The organism is Cobetia sp. L2A1 (assembly GCF_009796845.1).
GTDB lineage: Bacteria > Pseudomonadota > Gammaproteobacteria > Pseudomonadales > Halomonadaceae > Cobetia.
In genome coordinates, this window is sequence record NZ_CP047025.1 from 2,084,412 (window position 1) to 2,101,459 (window position 17,048).

Annotated in this window: 14 protein-coding genes; 12 read left to right on the forward strand and 2 right to left on the reverse strand. The window is 56.8% G+C overall.

Annotated elements, in window-relative coordinates:
- The first annotated feature begins 6 nt into the window (after positions 1-6).
- Complete coding sequence (locus tag GQR90_RS09045) at positions 7-1,659, forward strand: nitrite/sulfite reductase (protein ID WP_158773821.1); 1,653 nt, start codon at positions 7-9, stop codon at positions 1,657-1,659.
- The gene (locus tag GQR90_RS09050; protein ID WP_233266173.1) at positions 1,652-2,203 is read left to right on the forward strand and encodes a DUF934 domain-containing protein; all 552 of its coding nucleotides are present in this window, start codon (positions 1,652-1,654) and stop codon (positions 2,201-2,203) included. The genes GQR90_RS09045 and GQR90_RS09050 overlap by 8 nt, the downstream gene beginning before the upstream one ends.
- Before the next feature lie 134 nt (positions 2,204-2,337).
- Here GQR90_RS09050 and GQR90_RS09055 read toward each other — a convergent pair whose 3' ends face one another.
- Positions 2,338-2,511 carry a DUF2970 domain-containing protein gene (locus GQR90_RS09055; RefSeq protein WP_158773822.1) on the reverse strand — a complete coding sequence of 58 codons (174 nt, stop codon included), beginning with the start codon at positions 2,509-2,511 and terminating at the stop codon, positions 2,338-2,340.
- A gap of 262 nt (positions 2,512-2,773) precedes the next feature.
- On the opposite strand from GQR90_RS09055, the gene GQR90_RS09060 reads away from it, so the two are divergent.
- Positions 2,774-3,139, forward strand: a complete 366-nt coding sequence (locus GQR90_RS09060) for a hypothetical protein (RefSeq protein WP_158773823.1) — start codon at positions 2,774-2,776, stop codon at positions 3,137-3,139.
- Between the two features lie 115 nt (positions 3,140-3,254).
- Here the strand turns inward: GQR90_RS09060 and GQR90_RS09065 are convergent, their stop codons facing one another.
- Positions 3,255-3,539: a hypothetical protein gene (locus GQR90_RS09065; RefSeq protein ID WP_158773824.1), complete on the reverse strand. Its 285-nt coding sequence runs from the start codon at positions 3,537-3,539 to the stop codon at positions 3,255-3,257.
- Between the two features lie 518 nt (positions 3,540-4,057).
- Between GQR90_RS09065 and GQR90_RS09070 the strand changes: the two genes are divergently transcribed.
- From GQR90_RS09070 to GQR90_RS09110, 9 genes are all read left to right on the forward strand, one after another.
- Positions 4,058-6,289, forward strand: a complete 2,232-nt coding sequence (locus GQR90_RS09070; protein ID WP_158773825.1) for a cache domain-containing protein — start codon at positions 4,058-4,060, stop codon at positions 6,287-6,289.
- Between the two features lie 215 nt (positions 6,290-6,504).
- The gene (locus tag GQR90_RS09075; protein WP_233266175.1) at positions 6,505-7,296 is read left to right on the forward strand and encodes a FadR/GntR family transcriptional regulator; all 792 of its coding nucleotides are present in this window, start codon (positions 6,505-6,507) and stop codon (positions 7,294-7,296) included.
- Between the two features lie 118 nt (positions 7,297-7,414).
- Positions 7,415-8,563 (forward strand): galactonate dehydratase, encoded by a 1,149-nt coding sequence (dgoD, locus tag GQR90_RS09080; protein WP_158773827.1) that lies wholly within the window; start codon positions 7,415-7,417, stop codon positions 8,561-8,563.
- A 124-nt stretch (positions 8,564-8,687) separates the two neighbouring features.
- Positions 8,688-9,473 carry an SDR family NAD(P)-dependent oxidoreductase gene (locus tag GQR90_RS09085; RefSeq protein ID WP_158773828.1) on the forward strand — a complete coding sequence of 262 codons (786 nt, stop codon included), beginning with the start codon at positions 8,688-8,690 and terminating at the stop codon, positions 9,471-9,473.
- Positions 9,470-10,501, forward strand: a complete 1,032-nt coding sequence (locus GQR90_RS09090; RefSeq protein ID WP_233266177.1) for a 2-dehydro-3-deoxygalactonokinase — start codon at positions 9,470-9,472, stop codon at positions 10,499-10,501. Before GQR90_RS09085 ends, GQR90_RS09090 begins: the two co-directional genes overlap by 4 nt.
- Positions 10,502-10,528: 27 nt before the next feature.
- Positions 10,529-11,143 (forward strand): 2-dehydro-3-deoxy-6-phosphogalactonate aldolase, encoded by a 615-nt coding sequence (locus GQR90_RS09095; RefSeq protein WP_158773829.1) that lies wholly within the window; start codon positions 10,529-10,531, stop codon positions 11,141-11,143.
- 70 nt (positions 11,144-11,213) lie between these two features.
- Positions 11,214-12,125, forward strand: coding sequence for an SMP-30/gluconolactonase/LRE family protein (locus GQR90_RS09100; protein ID WP_158773830.1), 912 nt, complete (start codon positions 11,214-11,216; stop codon positions 12,123-12,125).
- Between the two features lie 273 nt (positions 12,126-12,398).
- Positions 12,399-14,630, forward strand: coding sequence for an alpha-galactosidase (locus tag GQR90_RS09105; RefSeq protein ID WP_158773831.1), 2,232 nt, complete (start codon positions 12,399-12,401; stop codon positions 14,628-14,630).
- A 49-nt stretch (positions 14,631-14,679) separates the two neighbouring features.
- Positions 14,680-16,701, forward strand: coding sequence for a beta-galactosidase (locus GQR90_RS09110; RefSeq protein ID WP_158773832.1), 2,022 nt, complete (start codon positions 14,680-14,682; stop codon positions 16,699-16,701).
- The last annotated feature ends 347 nt before the right edge of the window (positions 16,702-17,048 follow it).

The window sequence follows — 17,048 nt, forward strand, 5'->3', positions numbered from 1 at the left end:
CCTGACATGTATCGCTATGACACCTATGACCAAACACTGGTCGACGAGCGGGTAGCTCAGTTCAAGGACCAGATGGATCGTTATCTGGCCGGTCGTCTGGGCGAGGAAGAATTCCGCCCTCTGCGCTTGCAGAACGGCCTCTATATTCAGCGTCATGCTCCCATGCTGCGTATTGCCATTCCCTATGGCATGTTGAGTGCAGCTCAGCTCCGCACATTGGCTGATATCAGCCGTCGTTATGACCACTCCTACGGTCACTTCACGACGCGTCAGAACCTTCAGCTCAACTGGCCGAAAATTGAAGACGTTCCGGCCATTCTCGGTGAATTGGCACAGGTTGAGATGCATGCCATTCAGACCAGCGGCAACTGCATTCGCAACACCACTACCGACCAGTTTGCCGGTATTGCGGAAGACGAGACCGTTGACCCACGCCCATGGTGTGAGCTGATTCGACAGTGGTCCACCCTACATCCCGAATTTGCCTATCTGCCGCGCAAGTTCAAGATAGCAGTGACCGGCGCCGGCGCTGATCGCGCCGCCATTCAGGTTCACGATATCGGCATCCGCCTGACACGCGGTGAAGACGGCAGCGTCAAAGCGACTATTCTCGCCGGTGGCGGTCTTGGCCGTACGCCGATGGTGGGCGATGTCGTACGCGAAAATCTCGACTGGCAACACCTGCTGACCTATCTGGACGCTATCGTTCGCGTCTATAACCAGTGGGGCCGCCGTGACAACAAGTACAAGGCTCGCATCAAGATTCTGGTAAAAGCGCTGGGCATCGAAGAATTCCGCGTTCGTGTAGAGAAAGAGTGGGCCCATCTCAAGGATGGCCCTGAAACACTGACCGATTCCGCCGTCGCGAATGCCACCGGTTATTTCCCGGAACCGGCTCGTCGTGACGTCACCGAAGATGCGATCAAGGCCTATGAAGCGCTGCGTGTCGAGAATCGTGCCTTTTCTCGCTTCGTAACCAATAACGTCGTAGGTCACAAGATATCGGGCTACAAGGCCGTCACTCTGTCCCTCAAGCGTCGCGAGCTGGCACCCGGTGATGTCACTGCTGACCAGATGGACGCTGTCGCCGACCTGGCAGAACAGTACGGCTTTGGTGAGCTGCGCGTCACTCATGAGCAGAATCTCGTATTGTCCGATGTTCCCGTCGATGAGCTGGAAGCGCTCTGGAAAGCGCTCGATGCGCTTGGCATGGCAAATCCGACCGTCGGTACGCTGGCCGATATGATCTGCTGCCCTGGTGGCGATTTCTGCTCACTGGCCAACGCAAAGTCCATCCCTATTGCTCAGGCGCTGCAAGACCGCTTCGCAGACCTCGATTTCCTGTATGACCTTGGGCCGATCGACCTGAATATTTCCGGTTGCATGAACGCCTGTGGTCACCACCATGTCGGTAATATCGGCATTCTGGGTGTCGACAAGAAAGGTCAGGAGTTCTACCAGGTCTCGCTGGGCGGTCGTAGCGATGACAACGCGACCATTGGCAAGATTCTAGGTCCGTCATTCAATGCAGAAGACATGCCGAATGTCATCGACAAGGTGCTCAAGGTTTATGTCGAGCAGCGCCTTGAAGACGAAGTCTTCGTCGATACCTACCATCGCATCGGCATAAAGCCGTTCAAGGAGCGGGTCTATGCCTGAGGACACTGTGGAAATGACGCCAACAAGAGAGTTGAGTGATCTTCGGCAAGGCGGCGTGATTCGTCAGAATCAGCTCGTCACCGAAGATGCCTGGCAGGTCGTGCGTATTGATGAAGAAGGCAATCTGCCGTCGTTTGAGCAACCAGCACTTGTCCCACTCGCGCATTGGCGTGAATGCGTAGCAGCAGGCAGTGCCAATGAGCAGCTAGCCCCTTGGATTTCAAGTGATACTGAATTGACGGTTGAACTCGGTGAGACACTGTCAGACGCCCCGCTACTTGCAGTCGACTTCCCGAGCTTCAATGATGGCCGCGGGTATACCATTGCGCGCCTGCTGCGTGAGCGCTACGGCTATCATGGCGAGATTCGCGCGATAGGCGATGTCCTGGTTGATCAGCTGCATTACATGGGTCGCTGTGGCTTCAATGCCTTCCGTCTTCGTGATGATCAGTACGTCGAAGACGCTCTGCATGCACTATCATCCTTCACGGTGAGCTATCAGACAGGCGTTGATCAGAAGACGCCACTGTTTGCTCGCCGCTGATAACGTCATCGTACGCTGATTGCAGGCCGTGATTTCATCATGAAAAAGCCCCTACAGGCCGGAGGACATCTCCGGCCTGTAGGGGCTTTTTCTATCTCGGTGCCAGCAAGCCACCTTGAGAATACTCGGTAGCGCTAGCCTGCAATAAATGTCGCCAACAGTGCCATGCCACCTACCAACAGTGCAGCCATCACCAATCCAATAACAACAAAATCAAGCAGATGCCCCTGCTCAAAATCCCGTTTTCGATTCGCTTCCTTTTGCACACCAATGAATGCAGCAAGTACGGATTTGACTTCATTGATCATGACCGTCCCCTTGGATGACCTCATTCACTACATCATCTGATCTGATACTTGATCCAGGGCACACTAGTGCCAGTTACGATAAAAATCCCACCCTGACGTGCTATGCGAAGCGCTCAACAGACGACTATGCTCAATGAACTTGCTTGCCTGACTCGCTGCAGAAGCTTCTTTCGATACTCATACTATTGGCCACAAACAGAATAAATACCAGCCACAGATGTCCTAAATCTTGCGTCACATCCCCTCAGGGTAGGAGTTCATCATGAAATCAGTGACCCAGCCACCCCATGCTGTCACATCGTTTTTTGCCGACCCCTTCTCTTGGCTGAATCGGCCAGATGACCTCATTCGCCCGCTTGGGCCCATAATGCGCTCTCAGCAGTTGTTCTGGTCCATGGGACTCAAGGTCTATCAGCAAGAGCTTGAATTCATCAGGATATGTCAGCTGAAAAGCCTGGAGATGGGACAATGCTTATGCCGGCTACCGACCGACATGGAGAGTGCCGGCGCTACCCATCAATCACTGGGTAATATAATGACTGACGTGCATAAGCATGCAACAGAACGCCTGCAGCAACTGAAATCGTTAAATGACGAGCTGAAAGATGCTATTTGGGAGGAGTTATAATCTGTAAATAGCCTATAAAAATCAAAATAGGAAATTAAAGTGCGATTACAGGCAATATAAGGTCCCGCTCTTTATAAAAAGACGGGACTTTATATTGCCTAGCGATCACACAGTGTCAGTCAGACGTCGCGTAGAATTCTTCCAACTCGCACAGCCACTTGTGAGCAGCCTTACGGTCTAGAGCAAATTCTGCGATCAGTGCCTCAAGACGTGCCACGAATTCAGCCTCACGCTGGTGCGCACGATCTTCAGCAACAGACGTCTTCGGCTCTTGTGGAGCTGAAGGTTTTGAGGAGCGATCAAGCGCGTTCAGCTCTTCAGACAATGCTTTTTCAAGTTCATCAAACAAGGCACGCTGCTTGCGAGCACTCGCAATAATTTTTTCATCTTGTCGGTTCATGCACGATTTTCCACTATTGATCTTGTCGACAACAAGAAGACAACCTGAGATGCCCACTACAGGAAATATGTACCATGCGACGCTGTAAACGTCAGCAGAAAAGCACCCTGCAGGGTGGCCTCGAATCAAGGCATTAAGAAGGCAATATCAAGGAAAATATGCCTGAATAGCAGATATCTTCTTGAAAGACATACAGAAAGAGCGCTTCATCATGCCCCTTTCAACGCCTGCTAGCAAGCCCGCGATCACACAGACAACCCTATGCTACACACAGCATAAACCAGCTTGGCATCGCGTGCGTGAAATCCATAGCGTTTGCACAATGCCGTGATCCGACTGCCGTTCTGACAGACGACACGCTATGCTCAAAGACATAATCACTCAGGCAATCATATTGGCAACTGAGCATAACTCACGGATGAAGTGTTGTGATGATCAAGGATAGCGATCTCTCTCCCTCAAGTATCGGGCTAAAACGCCCGAAACGTCGACTTTTAGCCCCAATGGATATGGTGGGCATGCCCCTACGCCAATGGTTAGGGCTCACCATACTCACCGGCGCATCACTGGGTGGACTACTGGTGTTTCTAGAGTCGGAAAACCGCGAACTATACACACTAAACGCACAAGCGACGCAAACGCTCATCATGAAGGAACGTAGGCAACAGGCAAGCCTGCTGGTAGAGCAAACGCTGGGTGTCATTGCCTCGCGGCATAGGGATTATGAACATCGACTACAGCGCATGCTGATGACGATCATGCGTGCTCCCTTCTTGGGGATTAGCCACCTGAGTGGCCGTGATCGCTCCTTCATCAGCACCGAGCTATTACGCCAGTTCCCCGACCTGCGTATCAACCCGGATTGGATTTCCATCGAGCAGCTACCGACGACCCTACTTCCCACGTGGTGGTCTCCCGAGTTGACTCTTCGTCTGCAGTCTAATGAGCGCAAACCACAATTTATGCGTGGCTCTGATACAGGTCTTGTTTTTGCCATTCCTATCCAGCACGGATCAGACGCCAGCGGGGAGGTACGCCGTCAGCGCATTCCTGCCAGTGCCAGTTGGACCCTGGTGCATATCGATCCAAAGATGGTGGCTTTCCTTGTCTCAAGTGAGCTTCGACAATCCTTGCATGCCAGCCTCAGCGAAAAAGCTAGACACTACGTCTGGATCAACGAAATCATCGACCCTGCGGGAGGGAGATCTTATGCGCGGCGCTTGATCCATCCGTTACTTCCTGACACGGAAGGCGAGCTACTTTCCACACAGTATCGTGATGCGACTGGTCGTTACCCTTATCAGACAGAGCTCGAGGGAGTGCTAAGCGGCAGAGGCATATTCTTTGACTACCATTTTCCCAAGGCACCCGGAGCCACGCCGGAAGAAAAGACTGCCTATGCAGCGCTCTACCCTCCGTTTCACTGGATAGTGGCGAGTGGGGTCTATCTCGACGATATCAATACCGCAGCATTTCAGGCCCACGAAGCGAGTATGGAGAAAAAGCATACGCTTGAGCGTTGGCACTTCCTCATCACGCTGGCCGTCACTCTATTGCTGTGTGTGAGTATCGGCTATACGTTGCTTCGTCAGCTGCGTACGCGCCAAAGGCTAATGCGTAGACGCATGAATTTTCTAGAGAGAAAACTAGAGCAACAGGGCGAAGACAGGCTAGTGACAGCACTGAAAATCATCAGAAATGAGCGCTGCCCTGAGCGTGTAGGCGATGAACTTATCGTGGCGAAGTACGTGACTGACATCGCCACGGGACTCGCGCTGGATAACGAGGAAATCTCGGCGTTAGCGCGTGTTGCACTGCTTTACGACCTCGGCAAGCTGGCACTGCCCGATGCATTGCTCAAACCACGTCATCAGCTCCATTTTGATCAATCCCAGCTCTTGCGTCAGCATATCGCTATCGGCAGTCGCTTGATGGCCGATGCGCTCATGGCGCCTCATGAAGCAGACCTTTTGAGCGCGAGTCAGCAATACATGCCCAGCATGAGCACGTCCTCTTGCGAGAAATTATCGCCGACCACTCCAGGCCCAGGCATACTGGCGCTTGTCGTGCAGATAGTGGAGCAGGTCAGACACTCGCACCTCACCGCAGCCGAAGCCATTAGCGAGGTAGAGCATCGCCCACAGCAACCTTTTTCGGCTGAAGTCCTGCAGATGACCCGCAAGGTATTGGCAGAGCAGCCCATACCCCCGGCAGATGCCACGCGACACCGCCTCATGCCACTTCAGATCGAGCGGTTTGCATCCCATTGGCGAGACCACGCGACCGGATGCTTCAACCGTCGCCTGCTGGATGCCTCACTCGAAGCACGACTCGAAAATGGCCAGCCGACGTTGGCGCGCCGCATCAGCCTATACCACCTGCAATTGCGCACACCGAACGATGCAGCCGTGCTGGATCAGCAGTTCGGGCCCCAGTTGAATGCCTGTTTTTATCCGCTTCAGGTATTTCATCTTGCTACAGGCCACTTTCTGGTACTGAATAGCGAGAATTTCCGCGAGGCTGAAGCGCCCCACTCGTCAGCAGACATTCATCAATCGTCGCTTGCCCAGCCCGCCTCTGACACCGCCCGAGAACCACTATCGCGTCTCTCGCAGGAAAAGCTTCATGCCCAATTACTCTCCCTTGATGGCGCCGCACATCTCGACATCACTATGCACCCTTTATCGTGTCCACAGTCACTGAAAGAGTGGCAAGCCGTTATCGATAGTCTCATCCATACCCAAGTTTGAATTCTGCTTCCTTCATCGCCTTCTCAATGCCGCCCCTTGGATCCCCCTCCAAGGGGCGGTTTGCGTTAGTACTCAGCAATCGTCCCTGAGGGGAAAGCAGCAGACCAAAGTTGCATGTCATTATGCTTGTTCAAATGTCGGACATTTATTATTGTGAGTTCAGACATTTATTGAGCCGGCGCTTGCTTGGTGCAACGACGGCAAAGAGGCTACGCGTGACAACACCCCTATCCGTCCTTACCGCTCCCGACGCATCGACAACGAGCACCGCTCCCATCCGTATGGAAGCCATTGCCACGTTCATGGCACGCGAAATACTTGCCGGTGACTTTGGGCCTGGCGACAGCTTCCCGCGGGAACTGGATCTTTGTCAGCGCTTTGATACCAGCCGCAATCGCCTGCGTAATGCTCTTGCCCAACTGGTCAGTGCTGGCCTGCTGGAGCGCACTGCAGGTCGCGGCACGGTAGTACGTGCCATGAGTGAATGGCAGCTGCTGGACCCGCTGATGAGCGACTGGATCAGCGGTCTGCATGACATCAATCCGGATCTGATACGTGAGATCTATGCCTTCCGTCTCTCAGTGGAACCCTACGTCAGCGCACTGGCTGCCATGAAAGCCAACGCTCAGGATCTCGCACGCCTTGAGCGGGCATTTGAAGGCATGGTCAAGACAGCCAATGACACCACGCGCGATGCGCACGCCGAGTACGACGTGGCCTTCCATGAAGCCATCTATCACGCCACGCATAATCTGGTGTGGACACAGCTGGGCAGCCTGCTGCGGCCCTCCATCAGCCAGCTGATTCAATCGACTCAGCAGGTGGCGCAACAGCATGATCATAGTCACCACCGTGCCAGCCTTGATCGCCACCGCGCGGTGATGGAAGCCATTCGTTTACGTCAGCCGGAAATGGCGCGCACCTGTGCCGAACGCGTGCTGGAAACCGCTGCACGCGATCTCGGTTTTGGCCAGGATCATCCGCGCCTCGATAGCCGACCTTACTGACAGCTATCGGCGGCACCCATGTTTCCCCTGAATCTATGCTTCCCCTGAGTCTCGCACCACTAAATATTGGCAACGTCGTGCCCATCGACTTCCATTCGCACGCTAAAAGGATACTCCCGTGAAAATCACCCGACTGAAGACTTGGCAAGTACCGCCGCGCTGGCTGTTTCTGAAAATCGAGACCGATGAAGGCTGCTATGGCTGGGGAGAGCCGGTAATCGAAGGGCGTGCCTCGACCGTTGAAGCTGCCGTACATGAGCTCTCTGACTATCTGATAGGCCAGGACCCACGCAATATCGAGCATCTATGGAATGTGATGTATCGCGGTGGCTTCTATCGTGGCGGCCCGATTCTGATGTCAGCGATTGCCGGTATTGACCAGGCGCTATGGGATCTCAAGGGACGTGATCTGGGAGTGCCCGTACATCAGCTGCTGGGTGGCCCCGTGCGCGACAAGATGCGTATGTACGCCTGGACCGGGGGAGATCGCCCGGCTGATGTCGGCACAGGTGCCAAGGCACTGGTCGATCAGGGCTTTACCGCCTTCAAGATGAACGGCACGCCGGAAATGCAGATCGTCGATTCACACAAGAAGATTGATGACGCAGTGGCGCGTGTCGCTGAAGCGCGCAACGCCGTCGGCCCAGATGTGGGTATCGGTATCGACTTCCACGGCCGGGTCCATCGTCCGATGGCCAAGGCGTTGCTGCGTGAACTTGAACAATTCCACCCGATGTTCATTGAAGAGCCGGTCGCGCCAGAGCACCTGCCTTCACTCAAGCACATCGCTGAAGGTATCTCGACGCCGATTGCGACCGGTGAGCGCCTGCACACCCGCTTCCAGTTCCGTGATCTGCTGGCGGACGGCATGGTCGATATCATTCAACCAGACCTCTCCCACTGTGGCGGCATCAGTGAAGGCTTCAAGATTGCCGCGATGGCCTCCGCCTACGATGTCGCGCTCGCGCCCCACTGCCCGCTCGGCCCGCTGACGCTGGCGGCCTCATTGCAACTGGATGCGGTGTGCCATAACGCCTTCATCCAGGAACAGAGCATGGGCATTCACTACAACAAAGATAACGATGTCCTTGATTATCTGGTGGACAAGGACGCGCTGTTGATCAAGGACGGCTTCTGCGCCATTCCACAGGGCCCGGGGCTAGGTGTCGAGATTGATGAAGCCTTCGTCGAAGAGCGCTCCAAGGTCGGCCACCGCTGGCGCAACCCGGTATGGACTCACGAAGACGGTTCCGTCGCTGAGTGGTAAACCCCGCTACACGCCATGCACTGTCGCTTTGACAGTCTTCGCTGACAATTGCCCTGAAGCGCGATTGCACTGAATACGACAGGCCCTGCTTACATGGCCTGTCTCAATGAAAGATGGAGCCTTCATGACTGCGACCGTATCCACTCCTGCCTTTGCCGACTTCCGTTACCCAGACCTCGACGGCGCCAGCATCTTCATCACCGGGGGCGGCTCCGGTATTGGCGCGGCGCTGACCGAGGGCTTCCTCGCTCAGGGCGCCAAAGTGGCCTTCGTCGGTTTGTCCGACGCGACTGAATTCTGTGATGCAATGGAAGCTAAATATGCCAGTCGGCCACTCTTCATTGCCTGCGACATACAAGATATTGCGGCGCTGCAAGCAGCAGTCGCACAGGCGCGCGAGGCACATGGCCCGATTGGGGTACTGGTCAACAACGCAGCGCGTGATACCCGTCATACGCTGGAAGACTGGACCGTTGAGCAATGGGACGCCTCCATCGCGACCAACCTGCGCCCGCAGTTCTTCACGGCTCAAGCGGTCGCCGCTGACATGCGCAAGCTCGGTGGCGGCGCCATCATCAATCTATCCTCCAACAGCTACATGCTAGGGCTTGGCGGCTACCCGACCTACGTCACCGCCAAGGCTGGCATCATGGGCCTGACCAAGGCGCTGGCACGCGAACTGGGGCCGGACGCCATTCGTGTCAACTGCCTCATCCCGGGTTGGGTCATGACGGAGCGTCAGCGCGAGCTGTGGGTCAATGACAAGGACCTCAATGAGTGCATTGATCAGCAATGCCTCAAGGAAGCCATTCCCGTCGAAGACATGATCAACCCGTGCCTGTTTCTCGCCTCTACCGCCTCCCGAATGATGACTGGTCAGCCGATGGTCGTTGATGGAGGGCGGGTGTGAACGCCCTGCCTCTTTCTCACTCACCCGCTATCTCACCCCCTGATACGCTCGAGTGGATCGCCGTCGACTGGGGGTCTAGCAACCTGCGTGCCTGGGCGCTGGATGCCAATCACAAGATCATCGCTCAGGCGAGTAGCTCACGCGGCATGCTTGGACTTGCAGCAGATGAATTCGAGGATGTGCTGCGTGTACTGGTCAATGACTGGCTACCGGCAGTAACCACGATCTCATCTGAGTCAGTCACGATACCCGTCCTCATCTGCGGCATGGCCGGCGCACGACAGGGGTGGGTCGAGGCGGCATATTTGCCATTGGATGCACCGGACCCCCTGTCCAGGGACGTACTGGCGGCCATCGGGGAGCAGCTGACCTCAGTGGCCACGCGCGATCCACGCCTGAGCGTGTCGATTGTGCCAGGGCTTTGTCAGCGTCAGCCTACCTTCGATGTCATGCGTGGCGAAGAGACCCAGCTCGCGGGCTTGGTAGCCAATACCCCGGATTACACTGGCGCAGTGTGCCTGCCAGGCACCCATGCCAAGTGGGCGCACCTTGAGCACGGCAAGATCATCTGTTTCAACACCTACATGAGTGGCGAGCTCTACAAGTTGCTCAGTCAGGACTCAGTGCTCAAGCACTCCGTGGCTGGCGGTGACCTCGCGGATGTTGCCCAGTACAACGCCTATCTGGCGGGTATGGAGACGGCGCTTGCGTCGCCAGAGCGCATCACGGCTGAACTGTTCGGCATTCGTGCCCGCGACCTGCTCGACACGCGCCTACCCGGTGACAAATCCCGCACGGCAGTGCTTGGCGCACGCTTGTCGGGGTTGGTGCTAGGGCTTGAGCTGGCAGGTGCCACGGCATCACTGTCCGAGAATGCACGGGTGACACTGATAGGCGATGCCGTGCTGTGTCAGCGGTACCAGATTGCGCTGAAACACCTCGGTTACCGCGTCTGCATCGCTGCCAATGCCGACATGATACTGGCCGGCCTGGGACAGATTCACCGCACACGCCACGCCGTCAACTGACACCTTCATCTTGTATTGGAGATATTCATGAGCCTCCCCCTGGTTGCCATTCTGCGCGGTGTTGCACCGCATGAAATCATCGCCATTGCCGATGAAATCATCGCCGCGGGCATCACTCGCATCGAAGTGCCGCTCAACTCACCACAGCCACTCGAAAGCATCGCCTCATTGGTCAAGCACTGTGAAGCCCATCATGACGGCAAGATCCTGATTGGCGCTGGTACTGTGCTCACCGCCCAGCAAGTGCGTGAGGTTCACGCCGCTGGCGGACGCCTTGTCGTGTCACCGAATGCTGATATCGACGTCATTCGTGAAAGCCGTCGCCTGGAGATGGTCTCGATGCCGGGCATCGTGACGCCGACAGAAGCTTTCGCCGCAGTAGCTGCCGGTGCTTCTGGCCTCAAGTTATTCCCGGCTACCCAGGTCGGCATCACCAACATGAAGGCGATGCTGGCGGTACTGCCAAGAGGCACTGACCTGTATGCAGTGGGCGGTATCGGGACCGACAACTTTGCCGAGTGGCGTGCCGCGGGCGTTCATGGCGCTGGATTGGGGACTGCGATCTACACACCGGGCCTGACAGCGACTGAGGTTGGCGAGCGTGCCCGCGCACTGGTGTCTGCCTGGACAGCCGCTGACTAAATACACTTCACCGTGGGGGAAAGCGGCTGATCCCTCACGGGCTATCACCATCAACAAGCAGGAGTGCAAGATGACGCAATCAACTTGTCTGGGAGAGGCCAAGTGCTGTGTGGCTAGCCACTGCGAGCTAGGTGAAGGGCCGGGCTGGAACGCCGATCAGAGTGAAGTGCGCTGGCTGAATATCCTGGCCGGCGAGCTGCATCACGCCTCTGCCGACGGCAGTCATCACCGTATGACGGCACTTGCCCGCAAGACCTCCTACGCGGCGCTCACCACTGAGGGTGATTACCTGCTGGTGGCCGAGCGTCAGCTGTCACGTTTCGACCCATCCACGGGTGAGTTGACGGACTTTCTCCCCTTTGAGTCCGATCACTCACCGGCGACACGCAGCAACGATGCTCGCGTCGATACTCACGGTAGCCTGTGGCTGTCGAGCATGGGTGTGAACGCGGAAACCGGTGCAGGCAGCCTCTACCGGCTACACCGTGGCCAGCTGACGTGTCTGATGAGTGGTCTGAGCATCCCCAATGCTTTGTGCTTCTCACCCGATGGTCGCTTCGCCTACTTCACCGATACTGTCACCGGACAGGTGATGCGTTGGATGCTCGATGCTGACGGCTGGCCACTTGCCTCAGCGGGCGGCCATGAGGCACCTGAAGTCTGGGCTGATCTTCGCGAATCAGGGGGTGGCCCAGACGGAGCAGTGATCGATAGCGAAGGCTTCATGTGGATCGCGCTCTGGGGCGCAGGTCGCGTAGCGCGCTTGAATCACGATGGCGATGAAGTGGCACATGTGGCATTGCCCGTCAGCCAGCCCTCGTGTCCGCTCTTCGGAGGGGAATCGCTCGACACGCTCTATATCACGACGGCCCATGAGGCCCTCAAGGTCGCTGACGACACGCAGGATGGTGACCTGTTTGCATTCGAGCTGTCATCCGCCGGCATTCAAGGGCTTGTAGAGCCGAGACTGGTGTTGAGTTAGCCCCGGAGTTAGCCCTTGAACAAGCCGCTGCGTGCAACCTGAGCCAATCCGGCCTTGGGCAGGCCAAGTGCTAACGGGTTCTGATGTTGGCCTCTGTATTGGCCTGTGACAGCACAGGGGTCATCAGTTCAGGGGGCATTGATGCCTGACGGGAGTCATGAATTCATCAGGCGCCTGTTGCTATCTCTGATCGTCTTTTCCCTGGGCTCCTTTTACATAGGCTGTTGTCTGCCTCGCCCAATGCTTCTCTTTATGGATATTCAAGGATTGATCATGTCGTTATCCGATGCCTTATCTGCCACATCAATGACCTCGCGCGCGGTACCCGCGGCAAGCTGGCTGAGTGATCAGCAGTGGCTGAGCATGAGCGCTGATGGAATTCAGCTACAGCTGGATCTCAGCGATGGTGTCTTGACGCTGGCACACTTCGGTCGTCAGACATTGGTTGACCCTGCACAGCACCGTCTGATGAGCGGCAGCGCCACGCCCGAGGCCAGCCTTGACCGCTTGCCACCGACCACTCTCTTCAATGACGCCGGCCAGGGCTTCGCTGGTTATCCTGCGTTGATAGGGGATCGCGAGGGACGTGACTGGCTCACTGATATGCGTCTGAGTGATGTCGAGTGCACCACAGATTCCCGCGGTGCCCATGCGCAACTGTCGTTGTCGGATAACGTCAGCGCACTTGAGATTGTAGTGTCGCTGACGCTGACGATAGAGGGCGTGCTGCGCCAACAGACCATGCTGACCAACCACGGCAGCGTGCCCTACCGCCTCGAGTGGCTGGCGGCCTGCTGCCTGCCTCTGCCAGTCCGCTTCGAGGAGTGCCTGAGTTTCGGTGGCCGCTGGGTGCAGGAATTCACCGAGACCCGCCACACCCTGAGTGAAGGCACGTTTACACTGGAAAACCGTCGCGGACGCAGCTCACATCAACGCGTACCCTCACTGATCATCGGCACGCAAGGCTTCAGTGAGCAACGTGGTGAAGTGATCAGTGCACATCTTGCCTGGAGTGGTAATCATCGTCTGTTGGTCGAGCGTCAGTTTGATGGCAGCACTCAACTGCAGATGGGGGCGCTGCTATTACCTGGCGAGCAGTCACTCGCCACAGGCGACAGCATCACGACGCCTGAAGTGGTCATGGCATGGTCTGATAGCGGCATCAACGGCGCGAGTCAGCGCATGCATCGCACTCTGCGTGCTCGCCTCGACTGGCCGACTGCCGACAAACCGCGCCCCGTCCACGTCAATACCTGGGAAGCACTCTACTTCGATCATGACGCGGCACGTCTCGATGAGCTGGTCACTGCTGCGGGTGACGTCGGAGCGGAACGCTTCGTACTGGATGATGGCTGGTTTGTCGGCCGCAATGGAGAGCGCGCGGCACTCGGTGACTGGTATCTGGATGCGCGCAAATACCCGAAGGGATTAGGCCCGCTGATAGCAGCGGTTCACGCACAGGGAATGGAGTTCGGTCTGTGGGTGGAGCCCGAGATGGTCAATCCGGACAGCGAGCTTTATCGCACGCATCCCGACTGGATTCTGGGCTTGGCCAACCGAGAACAGCCACTGGGGCGTTATCAGTGCGTGCTGGATCTCACTCGCGAAGACGTCGGCGACTACCTGTTTTCGCGTCTGGATGCGTTACTCAGTGAATATCCGATCAAGTACCTGAAGTGGGACATGAATCGCGACCTGACCCACGCGGCGACTCAAGCGGGTGAACGCACCGGCAGGCCGGCGGCCCACGCTCAAGTCGAAGCACTTTATACCCTGCTGGCGCGCTTGCGTCAGGCGCATCCTTCCGTCGAGATCGAAAGCTGTGCTTCAGGAGGTGCCCGGACCGACCACGGCATCCTTCGTCATACCCATCGCGTGTGGACCTCAGACTGTAATGACCCGCATGAACGTACGCATATTCAGCGCGGGGCTAGCCGCTTCCTGCCACCAGAGTTACTGGGGGCACATATCGGTCCCGATCATGCCCACACCACGTCTCGCCGCACGTCGTTGGCCTTCCGCGCCTCAACGGCACTGTTCGGCCATCTAGGGCTGGAACTGGATGTCAGTCAGCTCGATCAGACAGAGCGCACTGAACTGCGTGGCTGGCTTGAACGCTATAAATCGTTGCGTGGCCTGCTGCATAACGGCGTCAGCTGGCAGTTGGATTGTCTTGACCAGCACCAGCACGCACATGGTGTGGTCAGCCTCGATGGCCATGAAGCACTGTTCAGTGTCAACCAGCTGGCGATGCCACGTCACGCGTTACCGGCACTGCAGCCACTGGCAGGACTCCAGAAAGCACAGTCCTATCGCATCGAGTTACTTGAGCTACCCGAGCATCCAGAGCGTCGCATGAAGCAATTACCGGCCTGGATCGAGGCGCAGCAACAGGGTCAAACCATTGTCGTCACTGGCGACTATCTGATGCGTGCAGGACTTGCATTACCGATACTCGATCCTGATCAGGCGATTCTTATCCACCTGCAAGCGATTGATTCCTGATGCCTGAGTTCGTCTTCTCTTCTCATACAACGCTTCAAGGGTGACTCGCATGCAACTCGGTGTCTGTTATTACCCCGAACACTGGCCCCGTGAGCGCTGGGCGCAGGATGCCCGCGACATGGTCGACGCCGGCATTCGTGTCGTACGGATCGGTGAGTTCGCCTGGAGTCGACTAGAGCCGACTTCAGGTCAGCTCGAATTCGCATGGCTGGATGATGCCGTCTCGGTACTGGCTGATGCAGGTCTCAAGATAGTGATGGGCACGCCTACTGCGACACCGCCCAAGTGGCTGGTGGATGCCCATCCCGAGATTCTTGCTGTGGATGAAAATGGTGCTGTGCGTGGTTACGGCTCGCGCCGCCATTACTGCTTTTCCTCACCCGTCTATCGCACGCTAAGCGAGCGTATCGTAAGCCTGATGGCAGAGCGCTACGCTCAGCATCCCGCCATCATGGCCTGGCAGACCGATAACGAATACGGCTGTCATGACACCATTCTCAGCTACTCAGTAGCAGCACGCGCACGCTTCCCACAGTGGCTCGCGGCGCGCTATGGCTCGGTCGAGGCGCTCAACGAGGCGTGGGGAAGCGTCTTCTGGAGCATGGAAGTTACCGACTTCACGCAAGTCGAGGCACCGGTCGGTACCGTTACTGAGCCGCACCCCGCTATCGTGCTCGACTACCGCCGCTTCTGCTCGGATATGGTGGTCGAATACAACCGATTGCAGGTGGATACTCTGCGCACTGCCGGTGTCAGCGTCGATATCGTGCATAACTTCATGGGCCTGTTCACCGAATTCGATCACTTTGATGTCGCGCGCGATCTCGACATCGCAAGCTGGGACAGCTATCCACTCGGCTTCCTTGAGCGTGGTGCCCATGATGAAGCGACCAAGGGCTTCTATCGTCAACAGGGGCATCCCGACTTTGCCGGCTTCCACCACGACCTTTATCGCGCCATGTGCAAGGGTCGCTGGTGGGTGATGGAGCAGCAGCCAGGTCCCGTCAACTGGGCCATCAGCAATGCAGCCCCCCTCCCCGGCATGGTACGGCTATGGAGCCATGAAGCCTTTGCCCACGGCGCTGAAGTCGTCTCTTACTTTCGCTGGCGCCAGGCCCCCTTCGCGCAGGAGCAGATGCATGCTGGTCTGCTGCGCCCTGATGGTACACCGGCGTCTGCGTGGCCAGAATTGCTACAGGTGCGCGATGAACTAGCCGCGATGGCCATGCACGACGATGCATCGGCTCAGATTGAAGCCCCTGCTCGTGAGCGCGCACCGGTAGCACTGATGTTCGACTATGCCTCTATCTGGGCCTGCCAGATTCAGCCCCATGCCGAGAATTTCGATGCACTGGAGCTACACCTCAGCTGGTACAGCGCACTGCGTCGATTAGGCCTCGACATCGACATCGTGTCGCCATGTGATGACGTGACAGGCTATCCGCTGGTGGTGCTGCCATGTCAGGTGATCGCGGACGATGCACTAGCTGCTCGCTTATGTAGTGCGCGTAACAGTGGCAGCCGGATCGTCATTGGGGCTCGTTCTGGCTCACGCACGGCTGATCTGCGAATTCCTGACCAACTGGCACCGGGAGCGCTGACGGCACTGACTGGCGTCACGGTAGATCGTGTGGACGGCTTGCGTCCTGCCGCTGAACCAGCCCTTACCCTGACCAATGGCCATCGAGGTCACGCGCTACGCTGGCGCGACATGCTCGACATGCAGCGTACGACGGCCAGCGTGCTATCGCGCTTTGATGATGGTGAGCCCGCCATACTTCAGCAAAACAGCGTCAGCTATCTCACCGCGTGGCTGGATGAAGATAGCCTGCTGGCAGTTCTCGAGGCCGAGTGTCGTGACGCCGATATTGCCACCGTCGCATTGCCACAAGGCGTACGTCTGCGTCGTCGAGGCACACTGTGCTTCGCCTTCAATTACGCGCCCGAATCACGTTGGTTGCCTGACGGGCTAATGCCGGAGTCAGGTCGGGTAACCGGTAACCAGCAGTTACCCGCCGCTGGCGTCAGTATCTGGCGATCCGATGATCTGAACGTTGATACGAACAAGTGATGCCCAGTCGAATCTTGGCGTCGACGCAGAGATAAGCCCATCAACGTAGCATTACATCTGAAACGTGATTTTCTACGTATAACACTTTGAACCTCTGTCAGATTTCGCGACTGACAGACTGTACGATCGATTTTTGCGGTGCCTTCAGGGCACCGTTTTTTTTGCATGTCCAATTATAGCCACACCCGCAAGATGGGTGACCATCCACGGTAACCAGAGTCCACCTCCCGCATCATTCTACTGCTATCCCCGCTGATGCCTCTCGATATGTCGTCGCAATTCCTTCGCCCCGCGAAGAACCGATTCGTTCTGTTAATCAACAGTTAAACAAGATAACGGTATATACC

Excerpts from the sequence above, each read along its gene's own strand:
- GQR90_RS09045 (WP_158773821.1), top strand. The coding sequence starts at position 7 with ATGTATCGCTATGACACCTATGACCAAACACTGGTCGACGAGCGGGTA.
- GQR90_RS09050 (WP_233266173.1), top strand. The coding sequence starts at position 1,652 with ATGCCTGAGGACACTGTGGAAATGACGCCAACAAGAGAGTTGAGTGAT.
- GQR90_RS09055 (WP_158773822.1), bottom strand. The coding sequence starts at position 2,511 with ATGATCAATGAAGTCAAATCCGTACTTGCTGCATTCATTGGTGTGCAA.
- GQR90_RS09060 (WP_158773823.1), top strand. The coding sequence starts at position 2,774 with ATGAAATCAGTGACCCAGCCACCCCATGCTGTCACATCGTTTTTTGCC.
- GQR90_RS09065 (WP_158773824.1), bottom strand. The coding sequence starts at position 3,539 with ATGAACCGACAAGATGAAAAAATTATTGCGAGTGCTCGCAAGCAGCGT.
- GQR90_RS09070 (WP_158773825.1), top strand. The coding sequence starts at position 4,058 with ATGCCCCTACGCCAATGGTTAGGGCTCACCATACTCACCGGCGCATCA.
- GQR90_RS09085 (WP_158773828.1), top strand. The coding sequence starts at position 8,688 with ATGACTGCGACCGTATCCACTCCTGCCTTTGCCGACTTCCGTTACCCA.
- GQR90_RS09095 (WP_158773829.1), top strand. The coding sequence starts at position 10,529 with ATGAGCCTCCCCCTGGTTGCCATTCTGCGCGGTGTTGCACCGCATGAA.
- GQR90_RS09100 (WP_158773830.1), top strand. The coding sequence starts at position 11,214 with ATGACGCAATCAACTTGTCTGGGAGAGGCCAAGTGCTGTGTGGCTAGC.
- GQR90_RS09105 (WP_158773831.1), top strand. The coding sequence starts at position 12,399 with ATGTCGTTATCCGATGCCTTATCTGCCACATCAATGACCTCGCGCGCG.
- GQR90_RS09110 (WP_158773832.1), top strand. The coding sequence starts at position 14,680 with ATGCAACTCGGTGTCTGTTATTACCCCGAACACTGGCCCCGTGAGCGC.